Source organism: Pseudomonas sp. FW305-3-2-15-C-LB1 (genome assembly GCF_058787615.1).
This window is the reverse complement of sequence record NZ_JBYSZX010000011.1, coordinates 73,791-89,266: the sequence shown is the minus strand read 5'-3', so window position 1 is coordinate 89,266 and position 15,476 is coordinate 73,791. Positions and strand designations below refer to the sequence as shown.

Below are 15,476 nucleotides of genomic sequence, written 5' to 3'. Positions count from 1 at the left end.
ATGATCGCCCCTTTTTTTGCGCCGGTTACGGGTTGTCCTTGAGGGTCTTGAACGACTCGATGCGTTTGATCAGCCGCGTATTTTTCGCCGAGTCGGCATTGCCGAACAGGAACGAGAAGTCCGACGCCAGCCCGGATTTGCCGGCAATCGCCGCGTACTGGTGGCAGTCATTGCAGTTGTCTGTCTGCACGTAGGTTTCCATCGTAGTGTTGGCGACCACGACACTCTGGTCGCTGACAAACGGCCCATAGGACAGCGGCACCTTCACGTTCGGCCCAGGGCCTGGATCGTTGGGGGCGTTGGGCGTCTTGGACCACAGCACGTTCACCAGTTTGTAGTACTGGAACACCGACTGGCCCTGGGTCTGCTGGGCGAAGGTCTGCTGCACCGCCGTGTTCAGCGCCTGCATGTCCTGGGGCGTGGCGTTGAGCCGGGTGGCCTGCACCGGCTGGTCCAGGGGCGTGCAGTCGGGCGGCGTGTGGGTGGCGTCGCACTGCACGCGGGCGACGTTTGGCGCGCAGGCATTGCCGGTGCACTCGGGGTTGTTGAAGCTGTAGCCCTGGGGTGGGGCGGCGCCGCCATCGGGCACGTTGTCGATCTGCTCGAAGGTGGTCCAGATGAAGTTCGGCTGGGTCTGGGTCTTGTTGATGATATGCAGCCCTACCAGGCCTATCACTTCCTGGGTGCATTGCAGCGTGTCCGGGCGTTGCAGCCAGGCCACGGTGGTCAGGTAGCGCCCGTACAGGTCGGGCTTGTTGGTGAGCACGCGCCAGGCCGCCTTGAGTTCCAGGGCACCCAGTTCCTCCTGGGGCAGCGCCTTGGCCGGCAGCTCGCGCACCGGCTTGCCGGCCGGCAGTGACAGGCCGGCGGGGTGTCGGTTGTCGCTGTTTTGCGCCACGATCAGCTGGTTGGCGGCGTCGTACAAACCGTTGTCGACGATGTAGTCGAACTCGGCCTTGCCCACCTTGCGCTCGAAAAACACCAGGTTGCCCGACTGGTCCGTGAGCCAGCCGCCGGACGCTTCCATGATCGAATCCGGCAGGGTCACCTGGGTGCCGCTGGACAGGTGGAAGCGGTGCTTGCGGTTGATCGCGCTTTCCGAGGTGGCGGTGATGAATTTACGCGCCCCCGTGGCAAACGCCTTGAGGTTGCCGGTGGCGGTGCAATGGGACGGCACCAGGGTTTCCACGCCCCAGCCGGACGGCTTGGCCGCGCCGGGCAGGAAGATTTCGCTGGCATCCTTGTAGCTGGCCCACACCGGGGCATTGCTCATCGGTTGGCCGGGGGTTGGCGGCACGCCGAACTGGGCCGCGCTGCTTTGGGTGTCCGGCTCACCGGCCAGGCTTGGGTTGGCCGGCCAGCCGGGATTGACCGGCCAGTTCATGGCGATGAACAACTGCCAGCCGAAACAATTGAGAAAAGCCTGCTCGGTGCCGAAATTGTTCACCGGCAGGAAGCCGCCGCTGGTGGGATCGAACACCAGCTGGCTGACGCAGCTCTGGGCGTCCGAGGCGGCATTGGCCGGTGTGGGGGCCAGCAGTGGGAGAAGGGTGCAGGTGATTGCGCAGGCAATACGCAAGCGTGCCCGGCGCAGCGGGCGAAGCCATCCGTTCATGATCGCATTCCTTGCTCAAGACTCAAGGGGCGGCCGCCCAGGCCAGGCATGGGCGGCCGGGAGGCACTCAGGCGCTGGGCACCAGGGCCAGGCCGCTTTCCCAGGGGTGCTCGGAGGCACTCGGGTTGGCCGCTTCGCTGGGGTTCAGCGCACGCACACTGACCAGCCCCGGCGCCGCGTTGCTGCTGACGGTGATGGTCATGATGTAGCCCTGGGTGCCGCCGCCGTCGGTCTGGCCGGGAATCGCCGAGGCATCCGGCAGGAACTGCGTGACCTGGGCCGTGATGCCCGGGTTGGAGAACTGCACCCGTGCATCCGCCGCCGTGGTGTTCGGGTCGGCGCCTTGTACCACCAATACGAACTGGCCTGAGCTGCCGGGGGCAAAGCTGGCCGGCAAGTCGCTGGGGGATTGGCCGTAGAACAGGTCAATCGGCAGCAACTGCACGGGCCAGGGTTGCGCATCGGTGGTGTTGGCCGCCACGCAGGCACACTCCTTGGGCTGGGCCGTGAGCGGCGCAGGGGTCACGCTGAGGGCCACGTTCAGTTCGTTGGCGATCACCCACACGTAGTCGATCGGCGTGCCGTTGATGGTGATCTCATTGATCGAGAACCCCGCGCTGGCCGGCACCTCGAAGACCGCCTGGAGAATCTGGTCGGAGTTGTTCGGGCCGGTGCCGGCGGTGCCACGGGTAACGCGCCAGTAGCTGCTGACATCCTGGCCTTGCGGGCCTTTCCAGGTGCTGAAGGACTTGGGTTGCTGCAGGTACAGGCCGATAGGGTTGGTCAACGAGATCAGGTTGTTGACCGCCGCCTGGTTCGCGGAGAACCCGATATGCGGGTCGGAGTTGCGGTAGTTCTGCCCGTATTGCGCGCAGCAGATCAGGCTCTGCTGGTTCTGGCTGCTGGTGAGTGGCCGCAGGATGGTGGCCGCCGCCGCCAGGTAGATCTCGGCACTCAGGGTATTGGGGCCGGAAGTCAGGTGCATCGCGCCGCCCGACACGCCCGGTATGCGCACGGTGCCGCTATTCCATTTGTTCACGGTGTCGTAGGCGGGCTGGCCGGTGGTGGGGTCGAGTACCGGTTCGCCGGCCTTGCCGGTCGGGCCGTCGGCGGTGTAGCGCAGGTACAGGTCTTCGAGTTTCACCTGCGGGTCGACATACGCCTGGTACAGGCCCAGCACGGCACCCGGGTCGATGTTCCACATGGTCAGGAAATACGCCGGGTTCTCGCTGGTGAACATGATGCTGCGCATGTTGCCGTCGGGGTCGCGGGTGATCGACCATTCGCAGTATTCGTCCAGCCAGCCCCGTGGGCCCGAGGGCGAAAAGTCGGCGTAGGGGCCGTTCCAGTTGATGGATTTGCACAGCACGCTGGGGATCTGCAGTTGGGTGGCCTTGGGGTCCGGGTACAGCGAATAGAGGGTGTCGTTGAGGGTGATCTGGCCGTGGTCGGTCAGTTGCATCACCTGGTCCAGGGTCATGGCCTTGCCGCCCAGTTGCGGGACCACGGCAGCGCCCTCGTTATAGAAAAACGTCCACAGCCGATTGGGGAAGGGCTGCCAGGTGATGGTCTTTGGCGTCAGCGTGCCGTAGCCGCTCTCCAGCGGGTTGTAATAGCCCGAGCGCGGTGCATCGTTGAGGTTGGACCAGGGGTTGCCGATGATCGACATCTGGGTCCAGCCGGTGACGTTGTTGTTCCAGTCGGTTTCGAACGTCGGCAGCTGGTCCTCCAGGCCCAGCTTGTTGTAGTCCTTGGGCGCTTGTTCGGCGGGGGAGGTGAATTGGGTGAAGGGTGTGCTCATGTCGGTTCTCCAGCATCAGTGTTGGTGGAGCAGCAACCGGCGCCCGGAGCGGGGCCGGCAGAGGTTTGGCGCGGGTCGTCCCACACCAGTTCGGCGATAAAGCCAGGCAGCGGCGCGTATGCATCGGCCGTCAATACCTGGCCACTATCGGAGTGGGTCACGACCAGCGATAACTGCGCTGTGTCGGTCGGTTTGAGCTTGAGTACCCGGGCATTGCGCGCAGCGTTCAGCGCCCGCGACACGCCCTGGGTGACGCAGCGGCCCTTGTCGTCGACCAGGCCCATGCCGATGCGGCTGAAGCGTCCGACGTAATGCGGGTTATCGGCGCGGGCGTGTTGCGCGGTGGCGTCGGGCTGGTTGAGGAAGACGTCGATCAGGTAGGTGTCATGGGTGCAGCGCACATGGTCGAACACCACCCACGGACCGCTGCCTGCCGCCTGCGGCTGACGGCAGCACACAGCCTTGGCCGCGCCGAATTGCGGGGCGACTGGCGTGCCATAGTCGTAGCCGATGTGCCGGCTGTCCTGGGCCATGTCGCCGAGGGTGGTGTAGCGCCAGGCATCGGCGCTGGTGAAGGTCACGTCATCGGCCTGATGCCCGGCGAAGGGTTGCAACAGGCATTGGGTGGTGTACTGCGCCGCCGGGTTGGCGCGGATCCAGACCTCCAGCATGCGGTCGATGTTGGCGTGATAGGAGCAGAACACCGGGTCGAAGGCGGTGTAGGCGTTGTCGGCCATGTCGCCGCCGATCCAGCCGTGATAGTTGTCGTGGGGCTGCTCGTAGAGTCCGTCGAAATTCAGCGCACGGTTGGGGTAGAGGTTGTCCGGTTGCGGCGGGTCGAAGGCCGTGATGTTGGCCCATGGATAGCCTGGCACACCCTGGGGCTGGCTGAAGGTGGTGAACGCCAGCGCATCGACCACCTGCTGCTGGAAGATCCGGCTCATGCCATACAGTTGGGTGCGCTCGAACCGAAAGTCTTCGCCCTGGGTGTAGAACAGCGGATTGCGCTGCACGTACAGGCAGTCGACACCTTCGACCGGCGCGGTGGCGCAGACCTTGGAGCAGCCATCCTTGGCCGCCGCATAACGCAACGGGTTACGCCGCACCTCACCGGTATGCGGGTGCACGTAGGTTTCATCGAGGAACGCCTGGGGCAAGCCGGCCTGGGGGCTGCCGTCGACACTGGCGTCTGTGGCCATCCAGTCCCAGTAGGGGATCGCGCAGTCGATCAGTGCTTCCAGGTACAGCAGGTAAGCGCGGTGCCACAGGGCGAAGGCTTCCTGGTAATGCAGGCACCAGTTGGTGTGGATGTAGGCATAGCGCTGCCAGGGCGAGCCACTGTCGGGGTCGCTGATGTGCATTACGTCATCCAGCTTGGCGCGGTACAGGTTCAGTGCTTCGGCGCTCAGGGAGCGGATGTCCTGGCGTACACGCTTGACCGGGTGTGGCAATGCCGGTGGCGGAATGCGCTCGGCCAGGTCAAACGGCGAGATGCTGTCCAGGCGCCAACCCTGGTTGACCCAAAGGCGGAAGGTTTCCAGGGCATCCATCGGCCAGAACTGTTGCTGATCGGTGGTCAGCGGCATGTTGCGCGAGGCCAGGTGCTGGTAGATGGTTTGCGACCAGGTCTTGACCGAGGCCGGGTCTTCCAGGAACACCTCGTAGGCGTTCATGCAACCGACCCAGGTGGCGGCGACGGCGGCGCGCTGGGCGGCGGGTATCCAGTAGGGGGCGCTGAACAGCGCCTTGATATCACCGGTCCATGTCGGTTTCGCGACTATCATAAGATCCCTCTCATGCCGCCTTCAGGCCAGGTGTTGGCCGGGCTGCTAAGCTGGAACGATGTTAACTAGCCACTGCGCAGGATTTGTGCAAATTGGCCCGTCTTTGCGACGTATTCATTGCATTTTTTCAAGGACGATTCGGAACCGATGACAGACGCCATGGATTTGAAGATCCTGGGCAAGTTGCAGAAGGATTGCGACCAGAGCCTGGAGTTGTTGAGCGACAGCGTGGGGCTGTCTTCCACCAGTTGTTATCGGCGGATTCGCCGCATGGAGAGCGTGGGGATCATCAAGGCCAAGGTAGCGGTGCTGGATGAACGCAAATTGGGTATTCAGGTGACGGCGTTTTTCCTGATCAAGCTGGACAGGGATAGCCAGGATATTGACCGCAAGATGCAGCACATCCTTTCGACTCATCCGGAGATTCAGGATTGTTACCTGATGACGGGGGAGTTTGATTTTGTGATGGTGGCGAAGTTTCGGGATGCTGCGGAGTACACCGAGTATATCTATCGGTTTCTGGAGACTTATCGGGATATTCCGATTCGGACTTATTCTTCTACGTTGGTGGTTAGGACGGTTAAGAAGTCTTATGAGTTGCCGTTGCAGGGGGTTGGGTTTTGTTCTCGGAGTTGAGTACATATCCGTTTCTTCGGTAACGGCTACTTATGGTTCCGCTCTTACAGCGGCTCACTTTTGGAAAGGCCGGAAGCCGGCCCAGCCAAAAGTAAGCAAAAGGCCTTCGCCCCAACACTCGGCGCCTCGCCTGCGTTCGGCCAGCGTGTTTGACGGGGCGATCCCACATCAAAAGCAAGAGCGCGGCGGCCTTGGAGCCGACCGGATTGTATGGCCGGTACTCGGTCAAAGTGTGGGAGGGGGCTTGCCCCCGATGGCAGTGGGTCAGTCACTGATGAGTTGGCTGACACACCGCCATCGGGGGCAAGCCCCCTCCCACAGTTTGATCTTCATGTATCAGTTGAAGGGTGGTTTGCTCTGGCTCTGGCCCGGTTGGGGCAAGAGCGTTTTGCTTACTTTTGCGCTGTTCAAAAGTGAGCCGCCGTAAGGGCGGAACCAATTGCCGCCGTTACCCATATAACGGATATACACACCACCAAGAATTGCCCCCCACCCAATCCCAAATGAAGCTTTCATGACAAAAGTTCGGTAGCCCATGGCCACTCCCGTCTCCTCTGTGTAACGCGCTTGAGCCCACCAGAAAGGTGAGCTTTTCAGCCGCAAGCAGGATGCCAGGAGTGGGGCGATGGGAACTATGGAACGTTACTCGAAAGTGGGCATGCAGGAGCTCGACCAGCGCCTGTCGAAGATCGTCGAGGCGGCGCGCAAGAAGCCGGTGTCGGTCTATCGCTACGGCGCACCCTGGGTCTGGATCGTCTCCCAGGATGACTGGCAGGGCGCCCGCAAGGAAGTCTCAAGCTACATCCCGGCAGGCCATTCCCTGGTGTTGCTGCGCCCGCAGATCGACGAAGTGCTCGACCAGCACCGTGACTGGCTCACCGCCGAACCTGCGATGTCGATCCCGGCGCAGACCGTGCTGCAGATCCTGCTGCTGCAGCTGCTGTATTCGGTGCCCAGCGAGCAGCAACTGCATGAACAACTGAACTACAACCTGCTGTTCCGCTGGTTCGTCGGCCTGGACCTCAACCAGAAGGTCTGGAGCGTTCACGTCCTGACTCGCGACATCGCCACGCTGCTGAACAACCCGCGTGCGGTGCAACTCATCCAGAAAATCATTGGTGACGTGTTTTGTGGCGCCTTGCTGCATATGCCGGAGTTCTCGTTGAACTTCGCCCTGTTGCACACCTGGCTGGCACGCCACGGCAACACCGCGATCACCAGCAATTGAGCAGGCCGTACGCCGGGCATTCGGCGACGGTGCAAACAATCAGACAGTCAGGGGGCGGTGTGGAGCATCTGTTCAAATTAACGCTGGCGCTGTGTTGCGTGACGCTGGGGGGCCTGGCGCAACCGGTGTTGGCCGAGGAAGAGGCGGCGGCGCGCAGGGTCGACGTCAATGAGTACTTCGTGCGCGGCAATACCGTGCTCGATGCGGCGACGATCGAGGAGGCGGTGTACCCGTTCCTGGGGCCGCAAAAGACCCTGGACGATATCGAAGGTGCCCGCGATGCATTGCAGAAGATCTACCAGGCGCGTGGCTACCAGTCGGTGTTTGTCGAGCTGCCGGAGCAGAAGGTCGATGACGGCATCGTCTACCTGCAAGTAAGCGAAACCAAGGTTGGCCGCGTACGGGTGGTCGGCGCCAAGCACTATTCACCGGTGGAAATCCGCGAGCAGGTGCCGGCCCTGGAGGAGGGCGCGGTGCCGGACTTTGCCACGGTGCAAACCCAGTTGGCCGGCCTCAATCGCAGTGCCGGGCGCCAGGTCACGCCGCTGGTGCGCGAAGGCCAGCGCCCGGGCACGATGGATGTGGACCTGCAGGTGGAAGACCAGAACCCCTGGCACGCCACCCTCGGCCTGAACAACGACTACAGCGCCGACACCGAGAAGCTGCGTTCGGTCGCCACGCTGGGTTACGACAACCTCTGGCAGCTGGGCCACAGCATTTCCCTGACCTACTTCACCGCGCCCCAGGACACCGACAACGCCAAGGTCTGGTCCGGCTCCTACAGCGCGCCGTTGAGTGAGCGCTGGACCTTGCAGTTCTCGGGTTACCAGTCCGACAGCAACATCGCCACCATCGGCGGCAGTAACGTGTTGGGCAAGGGCCATTCCTACGGCGTGTCGGCCATCTACAACCTGCCGGCGGCGGGTAATTGGGCCAATTCGTTCTCGTTCGGCGTGGACTTCAAGGACTTCGACGAGCAGATGAAATTCGGCTCCAGCAGCGACCAGGTGCCGCTCAAGTACGCACCGTTCACCTTGGGTTACAACGGCTTTCGCTACACCGAACAATCCCAGTTGGGCCTGGGCCTGAACCTGGTGGTGGGCACCCGCGCGTTCTTTGGCTACGGCAGCGATGCCGAAGAGTTCGACTACAAGCGCTACAAGGCCAGCGCCAGTTTCGCCGTGCTCAAGGGCGACCTGAATTACACCTACACCTTTGCCAACGATTGGCAGTCGGCGACCAAGGGTGGCTTCCAGCTCGCGTCGGGGCCGCTGGTTTCCAACGAGCAGTATTCCGCCGGCGGCGCCACCTCGGTGCGCGGTTACCTGGCCGCGGAGCGCACCGGGGATGAGGGCTACTTGCTCTCCCAGGAGCTGCGCACGCCGTCCCTGGCCAGGTTCCTCGGCAGTTATGTGCAGGAGTGGCGCTTTTATGCGTTCGCCGAAGGCGCGCGCATGCGCCTGCACGACCCGCTGCCCGAGCAAGAAGACGAATACAGCCTGGCCAGTGTCGGCCTGGGCACCCGCGCCAGTTTGAGCAAATGGTTGTCCGGCAGCCTGGATTGGGGCTACCCGCTGCTTGATGGACCGAACACCCAGAAACAGGACTCGCGACTGCACTTCAGTGTGCAGGCGACTTTCTGACTTTTTCTTCCGGAGACTTCACCCATGCAACGCCTATTCCTGAGCCTGTTGATCTGCCTGGGCTTCGCGCTCCCGGCCACCGCCCATGCCTGGTGGCAGGACGACTGGCACTACCGCAAACAGATTTCGGTAGACACCACCGCCCAAGGCGCCGCGATCAGCCAGGCCCTGGGTCGCACTGCACTGCTGGTGCGCCTGCACACCGGCAACTTCACGTTTGACGGAGTCAAGGACGACGGTTCTGACCTGCGTTTTGTGAGTGCCGACGACAAGACCGTGTTCAACCACCAGATCGAAAGCTTCGACCCACTGATGGGCATGGCGCTGATCTGGGTCGATGTGCCCAAGGTCGAAGGCGGCCAGCGCCAGGACCTGTGGATGTACTACGGCAACCAGAAGGCCCCGGCCACGGCCAATGGGCAACTGACCTTCGACCCGAACTACACCGCGCTCTACCACTTTGACGGGGCCAATGGCACCCCGGCCCGGGACACTACGGCCTACGCCAACACCGCGTTGAACGCCACCGGCGCGAGCATCGACGGCGTGATCGGCCGCGCCTTGCAGTTGAGCGGCCAAGCGTTGATGTTGCCGGCCAGCCCCTCGTTACAGCAGGCGGCGGGCGGCGCGTTCACGTTCAGCGCCTGGTTGCGCCTGGACCAGGCCAGCGGCGAGCAAGCGGTGCTGGCCCGTCGCGACGGCGGCCATAGTCTGTTGCTGGGCCTGAACCAGGGCATGCCGTTCGTGGACGTCGACGGCCAGCGCGCCGTCTCCACTCAACCGCTGAACCCTGGTCAATGGCAGCACCTGGCGTTCACCGCCGAGGGCGATAAGGTCACGCTGTATGTGAATGGCCGCGAAACCGCGACCCTGGCGCAGGCCTTGCCGGCGTTCAATTCTCAGATAGCCATCGGCGCCGACCTTCCGGAAGCCGGCAGCACCCACCTGCCATTCGCCGGTGCCATCGATGAGCTGCGCCTGTCCAAGGTGGCACGCCCGGCTGCGCTGTTGCTGGCCGATGCCAGCGCCCAGGGCGCCGAGTCGAAGCTGGTGGCCTACGGGGTGGATGAAGAACAATCCGGCTTCGGTTTCGGCAGCCTGGGCTTTTTGCTCAACGCCGTACCGGTGGATGCCTGGGTGATCATCCTGGTGCTGGTGGCGATGATGTTCCAGTCGTGGGTCATCATGCTGCGCAAGAACCGCCAGGTCAGCCGTGTAAGCAGTGCCAACGAGGTCTTCCGCGAGCACTTCGCGCAGATCGGCACCCGCCTGGAGATGTATGCCGACGACGCCCTGTTGGGTGAGCGCCTGACTCATTCTTCGCTGTGGCGCCTGTACCTGGTGGCGGTCAAGGAGATCCGCACCCGCCGTGCCCAGGGCGCCGATACCTCGTCGGTGTCGGCGGCCACCATCGAAGCCATTCGTTGCTCCATGGATGGTGTACGTACCCGCGAGAACCAAGCGCTCAGTTCCAGACTCTCGACCCTGTCCAACGCCATCGCCGGCGGCCCGTACATCGGCCTGCTCGGCACGGTGCTGGGGATCATGGTGGTGTTCCTCGGCACGGCGATGGCCGGTGACGTGAACATCAACGCCATCGCCCCCGGCATGGCGGCGGCGTTGCTGGCGACGGCCATGGGCCTGTTCGTGGCGATCCCCGCGCTGTTTGGCTACAACCGCCTGATCACGCGCAACAAGGAAGTCAGTGCGGACATGCGCGTGTTCGTCGACGAGTTCATCACTCGCCTGGCGGAGATGCACGGCGAGAGCCAGCACAGTGAAGCCGCGCACCGCCGCGAACATCACGCATCGGTTCCGGCCTGAGGAGAATCGCCATGGCTTCCGTAAATGCCTCCCACGACGATGACGATGACGCGGCCGTCGACAGCATCAACATCACGCCCCTGGTGGACGTGCTCATGGTGGTGCTGGTGATGTTTATCCTCACCGCTACCGCCCAGGTGTCCGGTATTCAGATTCACCTGCCCAAGGCCAGCGCCTCGGTGTCGTTGTCGCAGGCCAAGACCAAGGCCATCTCCGTGAATGACGGCGGCCAGGTGTTCCTCGACGCCTATCCGGTGACTCTCGGCGAGCTGGAAGAGCGCCTGCGCATCGAGAAAGCACTGAACCCGGACTTCCCGGTGATCGTGCGCGGCGATGCGATGGTGCAGTACCAGAAAGTGATCGAAGTGCTCGACCTGCTGCGCCGGCTGGAGCTGTCCCAGGTCGGGCTGGTCACCGGCAAACCGAGCCAGGGCTGAGTCATGACTGCACAGATCCCGATCGCGCCACCGCCTGTGAAAAACACGCCGCCGTTGCGCCCGTTGAAGTGGGGCGCCGGCCTGTTGCTGGGCGCCGTCGCCGCCTGGTTCTTGTGGCAGTGGGCCAACGACATGAGCGGCGTGCGCCGTGAAGCGCCGAAGGTGCCGACGATTATCCCGTTGCCGCCGCCACCACCGCCACCGCCGGAAAAACCCAAGGAGCCCGAGCCCCAGGTCGAAGAAAAAGTCCCGGAACCGGTGCCGAGCCCCGAGCCCGAAGAGGTCAAGCCGGTCGAGGAAGCGCCGCCTTCGCCTAACGAGGATTTGGCCAACCCGATGCAGATCGATGGCGACGCCCAGTCCGGCAATGACGGTTTCAACATCGGTGCCGGCAAGGGCGGCGGTATGGCCGGCAGCGGTGGCGGCGGGCTGGGGACCGGCACCTACAAGCAGTACCTGGCCGGCACTTATCAACGGCTGATGCGCGAGGATCCTGAGCTGCGCAAGAAGGCCTTCTCGATACAGATAGACCTGTGGCTGGGCGCCGATGGCCAGGTCACCAAGGCGCTGGTGGCCAAGTCCAGCGGGGATGCCGAGACCGATGCGCAGATGCTCGCCTTGATCCAGGCGCCGCGTGCCACACAAAAACCACCGGCGTCGCTGACGCTGCCCATGCGCCTGTCCCTCAAGGGCCGGCGCCCGGATTGATTGAATCCTTTTTTCCAACGGTTTTTACAGGAGTTGCGTACACATGATTTCCCCCGTGAATCGACTGACCCTGGCGGTCGGCATGGTCATCGCGACCCTGGTCGGCCAGGCGGCTGCGGCCCCGGTTGCGCCCTCGGAAAACGTCACCATCAACCTGATCCGCCTGCTGGTGCAGCAGGGCGTGCTGAGCCAGGACACCGCCAACGGGCTGATCGCCCAGGCCGAAAAAGAAGCCCGGCAGGCGCGCCAGGCCAATGCCGCGCCGGTGGTGGCCGCAGGCCCGGCCGCAGCCCCCGGCGATGTGCGGGTGCAATACGTGCCGCAGGCGGTGAAGGATCAGATTCGTGACCAGGTCAAGGCCGAGGTCATGGCCACCGCCAAGCAGGAAAACTGGGCGCAGCCCAATACTTTCCCGGACTGGATCTCGCGCATCAGCTTTGACGGGGATATCCGCCTGCGGGATGAGTCGCGCTACTTCTCGGGCAACAATAGCAACGAGATCGTCGACTACGCCAAGCTCAATGAAAGTGGCCCGTACGACACCAACAAAGACACCAACACCAAGCTGCCACCGCTGCTCAACACCACCAAGGACCGCGAAAACCTGTTCCGCCTGCGCGCTCGCCTGGGCATGAAAGCGGTATTGTCGCCGGACTGGACCGCTGGCATTCGGGTGGGCACCGGCTCCGACAACAACCCGGTGTCCACCACCCAAACCCTGGGCGGTGGCTTTGGCAAGAAGGACATCTGGCTCGACCAGGGTTACCTGAGCTGGAAGGCCAGCCCGGACGTGACCCTTACCGCCGGGCGTTTCGCCAACCCGTTCTATTCCACCGACATGATGTATTCGGGCGACCTGAACTTCGACGGTATCGCCGCCAACTTCAACCACGCGCTGAACAGTGAGTGGGGCCTGTTCGGCACCCTGGGCGCGTTCCCGGTGGAGTACACCTCCGACTCGGCCAGCAGCAACGGTTTCGACAAGGAAGACAGCGATACCAAATGGCTGTTTGGCGGGCAGATCGGCGCCAACTGGAAGATCAACCGCGAAAACAGCCTCAAGGGCGCGTTGGCGTACTACCACTTCGACGATATCGAAGGGAAGCGCTCCGGCGCTTGCCAGCCCTGGTCCGGCCAGCCGGCCTGTGACAGCGACGGTTCACGCCTGGCCTTCATGCAAAAGGGCAACAGCGTGTTCCTGCTACGCGACATCACCCCCAACCCCGCGACGCCCGGCCTGACCCCGCAGCCGCAGTTCGTGGGCCTGGCGTCCAAGTTCGACGTGCTCGACCTCAACCTGGCCTGGGATGCCGAGCTGCCGAGCGACTTCAAACTGCGCACCCAGGGCAATTACATCCACAACCTGGCCTACGACAAGGGCGAAATGCTCAAGCGCAGCGAAGGCCAGATCGTCAACAACATCAACAGCAACGGTCAGTTTGAAAGTGGCGGCAATGCGTTGATGGTTTCGTTCACCCTCGGCAGCGCGCTGGAAATGCGCAAGCGTGGCGACTGGAACGTACTGGCCGGCTACAAGTACATCCAGCCTGACGCCTTGCCCGACGGCTTCAACGATTCGTCGTTCCACCTGGGCGGCACCAACGCCAAGGGCTACTTCATTGGCGCCAACTACGGCATCGAAAAGAACATCTACGCCAGTGCGCGTTGGTTGAGTGCGTCCGAAGTGTATGGCGCGCCGTTCGAGGTGGATGTGATGCAACTGGAACTCAACACGCGCTTTTGATGCGCAGGGAGATGCCACATGAACACGCGAATCTGCGGGCTGTTACTGCTGCTGGTCGCCAGCGGCGCGTCGGCTGAAGGCATGGAGGAGCGCCTGCGCACGCAACTGCGCAGCACCACCCAGCAATTGCAGGCCTTGCAAAGCGAACAGGCCCAGGCCAGCGCCGCGCGCCTTGCCGCTGAAAACCAGGCCAGGCAAGCCCAGGCGCAAATCAAGCAACTGACGGCCGAGTTGGACAAGGCTCGCGGCGTGGCCGAGCAATTGGCCGGCCAGCAACAGAGCCTGCACAGCCAGGCGCAGGCCCAGATGGCGGCCAGCAATGAGCAGATCGGCAAGTTCAAGAAAGCCTATGACGAACTGCTGGTGCTGGCCAAGGGCAAAGAGGCTGAGCGTGCACGCTTGCAGGCACAACTGAGCGAACGTGACACACAAGTGCAGCAATGTTCAGTCAAGAATCAGCAGATGTACGGCGTGGCCCAGCAGTTACTCGCGGCCTACGAAAAAATCGACGTGGCCGAGGTGATGAGTATCCGCCAGCCGTTCGCCAGCAGCGCCCGGGTCAAGTTCGAGGAACTGGCCCAGGGCTTTGGCGACGATTTGTACAAGAGCCGTTTCGACGCACCCCAGGCAACCGCCAATCATTGATAGACAGGGAAGAGATCTCCATGAGCGAATTGATCACCAGCGTCACCCCCCAGAGCCTCACCGAGTTGCTGCAGGAAGCCGGCTACCGGGTCAACCAGACTGAGCAAAATGGCATCGTGCAATTGCTCAGCGCCAGCCAGGGCATCGGCTTTGCGGTGCGCTTCGGTAACCCGGCGGCGGAGCAGGGCGGCTATGTGGATTTCACTTACAGCTGCGCGCTGCGGATCCAGGGCGAGCTGCCCGAAGGCCTGGCCCAGGTGTGGAACGCTTCGCGGCGCTTTGCGCGTTTGTCCGTGCAGGGCGAATTCCTGTTGATGGAAATGGACGTGGTGGTAGCGGGCGTGGGCGCTACGCACCTGCGTAGCCAGCTGGAGTTGTGGGACCGCCTGTTGCAGGAATTTATCGTCTACCTGCGTGAGTACAGCCAGCAGGCCGCGCAGTTGCAGGCTGAAACCGAGGCACCGGTATTGTGAAGAAACCAACCCTGATGGTCGGCGCGGGTGCGCTGGCTTTACTGGTGGTGGCGGTGGGCTTGAGCCTGCGACCGGGCAGCGACCCGGTGGCGGCGCAGCAACCGGCACCGGTGATCAGCCCTGTATCGGCTGGGCCGGCGGTGGCCCGCCTGGGCAATCAGCAGATCGACCTGACGGAGCTGAAAACCGTGCTGGCCAGCCTGCCTGCCGAGTCCCGTGAGCAATTGCGCGGCAACCGTGGCGCGCTGGAAACCTGGATTCGCTCACGCCTGGCGCAAAAGGCTGTGCTTGAACAAGCCGATGCCCAGGGCTGGCGCCAGCGCCCGGACGTGGAGCAGCAAACCCGCGCCGCCGCCGAGCAGATTGTGTTTCGCGACTACATGTTGTCGGTCAGCCAGGTGCCGGCCGATTACCCCAGCGCCGCCGAATTGCAGCAGGCCTACGACAGCGGTAAGTCGCAGTGGGTGACGCCGGCGTTGTACCGCGTGAGCCAGATTTTCCTCGCGGTGAATGACCCGCAAGCCGTCGACAGTGTGCGCCGCCAGGCCCAGGAACTGAGCCGTCGCGCCCAGGCGGCGCCGAATGAGTTCGCCGCCCTGGCCACGCAGTTTTCCCAGGACACCGACTCTGCTGCACGCGGTGGCGAATCGGGCATGCAGCCGTTGCAGCAACTGGTGCCGGAAGTGCGCAGTGCGGTGTCGCGCCTCAAGGTCGGTGCCGTGTCGGACGTGGTGCAGAGCGCGGCGGGGTTCCATGTGCTCAAGCTCACCGGCCAGCAACCGGCGCGCACCGCGACCCTCGACGAACTGCGTGAACGCCTGACCCAGGCCCTGCGTGCACAACGCCAGGAACAGATCGCCAAGGCTTACCTCGAAGGCATGCTCAATACCGCCACCCTGAGTATCGACGGCGCCGAGTTGAACAAAGTGCTGGAGTAG

The 15,476-nt window shown here is 63.2% G+C and carries 14 protein-coding genes; 10 read left to right on the top strand and 4 right to left on the bottom strand.

The window, feature by feature from the left end; genetic code table 11:
• Nucleotides 1-25: 25 nt before the first annotated feature.
• From AC3WP7_RS20755 to AC3WP7_RS20745, 3 genes are all read right to left on the bottom strand, one after another.
• Nucleotides 26-1,615: a hypothetical protein gene (locus AC3WP7_RS20755; protein ID WP_092245879.1), complete on the bottom strand. Its 1,590-nt coding sequence runs from the start codon at nucleotides 1,613-1,615 to the stop codon at nucleotides 26-28.
• Between the two features lie 67 nt (nucleotides 1,616-1,682).
• Entirely contained in the window at nucleotides 1,683-3,416 is a 1,734-nt protein-coding gene (locus AC3WP7_RS20750; RefSeq protein WP_092245876.1) for a DUF8225 domain-containing protein, read from the bottom strand.
• On the bottom strand, nucleotides 3,413-5,200 hold the full coding sequence (locus tag AC3WP7_RS20745; protein WP_102592845.1) for a tyrosinase family protein: 1,788 nt from the start codon (nucleotides 5,198-5,200) through the stop codon (nucleotides 3,413-3,415). The genes AC3WP7_RS20750 and AC3WP7_RS20745 overlap by 4 nt, the downstream gene beginning before the upstream one ends.
• Before the next feature lie 159 nt (nucleotides 5,201-5,359).
• Here AC3WP7_RS20745 and AC3WP7_RS20740 point away from each other — a divergent pair, with 159 nt between their 5' ends.
• Nucleotides 5,360-5,836 (top strand): Lrp/AsnC family transcriptional regulator, encoded by a 477-nt coding sequence (locus AC3WP7_RS20740; RefSeq protein WP_071491274.1) that lies wholly within the window; start codon nucleotides 5,360-5,362, stop codon nucleotides 5,834-5,836.
• A gap of 336 nt (nucleotides 5,837-6,172) precedes the next feature.
• Here AC3WP7_RS20740 and AC3WP7_RS20735 read toward each other — a convergent pair whose 3' ends face one another.
• Nucleotides 6,173-6,373 (bottom strand): hypothetical protein, encoded by a 201-nt coding sequence (locus AC3WP7_RS20735; RefSeq protein WP_146013534.1) that lies wholly within the window; start codon nucleotides 6,371-6,373, stop codon nucleotides 6,173-6,175.
• 97 nt (nucleotides 6,374-6,470) lie between these two features.
• Between AC3WP7_RS20735 and AC3WP7_RS20730 the strand changes: the two genes are divergently transcribed.
• The 9 genes from AC3WP7_RS20730 to AC3WP7_RS20690 are packed head-to-tail and all read left to right on the top strand — an operon-like array spanning nucleotide 6,471 to nucleotide 15,476.
• On the top strand, nucleotides 6,471-7,064 hold the full coding sequence (locus tag AC3WP7_RS20730; RefSeq protein WP_071495338.1) for a transposase: 594 nt from the start codon (nucleotides 6,471-6,473) through the stop codon (nucleotides 7,062-7,064).
• A 59-nt stretch (nucleotides 7,065-7,123) separates the two neighbouring features.
• The gene (locus tag AC3WP7_RS20725) at nucleotides 7,124-8,707 is read left to right on the top strand and encodes a ShlB/FhaC/HecB family hemolysin secretion/activation protein (RefSeq protein WP_102592844.1); all 1,584 of its coding nucleotides are present in this window, start codon (nucleotides 7,124-7,126) and stop codon (nucleotides 8,705-8,707) included.
• A gap of 24 nt (nucleotides 8,708-8,731) precedes the next feature.
• Entirely contained in the window at nucleotides 8,732-10,531 is a 1,800-nt protein-coding gene (locus tag AC3WP7_RS20720) for a DUF2341 domain-containing protein (protein ID WP_092245864.1), read from the top strand.
• 11 nt (nucleotides 10,532-10,542) lie between these two features.
• Nucleotides 10,543-10,968 (top strand): ExbD/TolR family protein, encoded by a 426-nt coding sequence (locus AC3WP7_RS20715; RefSeq protein ID WP_010564254.1) that lies wholly within the window; start codon nucleotides 10,543-10,545, stop codon nucleotides 10,966-10,968.
• Between the two features lie 3 nt (nucleotides 10,969-10,971).
• Nucleotides 10,972-11,676: an energy transducer TonB family protein gene (locus AC3WP7_RS20710; protein ID WP_093513696.1), complete on the top strand. Its 705-nt coding sequence runs from the start codon at nucleotides 10,972-10,974 to the stop codon at nucleotides 11,674-11,676.
• 43 nt (nucleotides 11,677-11,719) lie between these two features.
• Nucleotides 11,720-13,420: a putative porin gene (locus AC3WP7_RS20705; RefSeq protein WP_092245859.1), complete on the top strand. Its 1,701-nt coding sequence runs from the start codon at nucleotides 11,720-11,722 to the stop codon at nucleotides 13,418-13,420.
• Nucleotides 13,421-13,438: 18 nt separating this feature from the next.
• Complete coding sequence (locus AC3WP7_RS20700) at nucleotides 13,439-14,065, top strand: DNA repair protein (RefSeq protein ID WP_102592843.1); 627 nt, start codon at nucleotides 13,439-13,441, stop codon at nucleotides 14,063-14,065.
• A gap of 20 nt (nucleotides 14,066-14,085) precedes the next feature.
• A complete protein-coding gene (locus AC3WP7_RS20695) occupies nucleotides 14,086-14,538 on the top strand; it encodes a YbjN domain-containing protein (protein WP_170856083.1) in 453 nt (150 codons plus the stop codon).
• Complete coding sequence (locus AC3WP7_RS20690) at nucleotides 14,535-15,476, top strand: peptidylprolyl isomerase (RefSeq protein ID WP_102592842.1); 942 nt, start codon at nucleotides 14,535-14,537, stop codon at nucleotides 15,474-15,476. Before AC3WP7_RS20695 ends, AC3WP7_RS20690 begins: the two co-directional genes overlap by 4 nt.

Coding starts and splice junctions, on each gene's coding strand:
- AC3WP7_RS20715 (WP_010564254.1), top strand. CDS start 10,543: ATGGCTTCCGTAAATGCCTCCCACGACGATGACGATGACGCGGCCGTC.
- AC3WP7_RS20730 (WP_071495338.1), top strand. CDS start 6,471: ATGGAACGTTACTCGAAAGTGGGCATGCAGGAGCTCGACCAGCGCCTG.
- AC3WP7_RS20740 (WP_071491274.1), top strand. CDS start 5,360: ATGGATTTGAAGATCCTGGGCAAGTTGCAGAAGGATTGCGACCAGAGC.
- AC3WP7_RS20695 (WP_170856083.1), top strand. CDS start 14,086: ATGAGCGAATTGATCACCAGCGTCACCCCCCAGAGCCTCACCGAGTTG.
- AC3WP7_RS20705 (WP_092245859.1), top strand. CDS start 11,720: ATGATTTCCCCCGTGAATCGACTGACCCTGGCGGTCGGCATGGTCATC.
- AC3WP7_RS20755 (WP_092245879.1), bottom strand. CDS start 1,615: ATGAACGGATGGCTTCGCCCGCTGCGCCGGGCACGCTTGCGTATTGCC.
- AC3WP7_RS20750 (WP_092245876.1), bottom strand. CDS start 3,416: ATGAGCACACCCTTCACCCAATTCACCTCCCCCGCCGAACAAGCGCCC.
- AC3WP7_RS20720 (WP_092245864.1), top strand. CDS start 8,732: ATGCAACGCCTATTCCTGAGCCTGTTGATCTGCCTGGGCTTCGCGCTC.
- AC3WP7_RS20710 (WP_093513696.1), top strand. CDS start 10,972: ATGACTGCACAGATCCCGATCGCGCCACCGCCTGTGAAAAACACGCCG.
- AC3WP7_RS20700 (WP_102592843.1), top strand. CDS start 13,439: ATGAACACGCGAATCTGCGGGCTGTTACTGCTGCTGGTCGCCAGCGGC.
- AC3WP7_RS20745 (WP_102592845.1), bottom strand. CDS start 5,200: ATGATAGTCGCGAAACCGACATGGACCGGTGATATCAAGGCGCTGTTC.
- AC3WP7_RS20735 (WP_146013534.1), bottom strand. CDS start 6,373: ATGGGCTACCGAACTTTTGTCATGAAAGCTTCATTTGGGATTGGGTGG.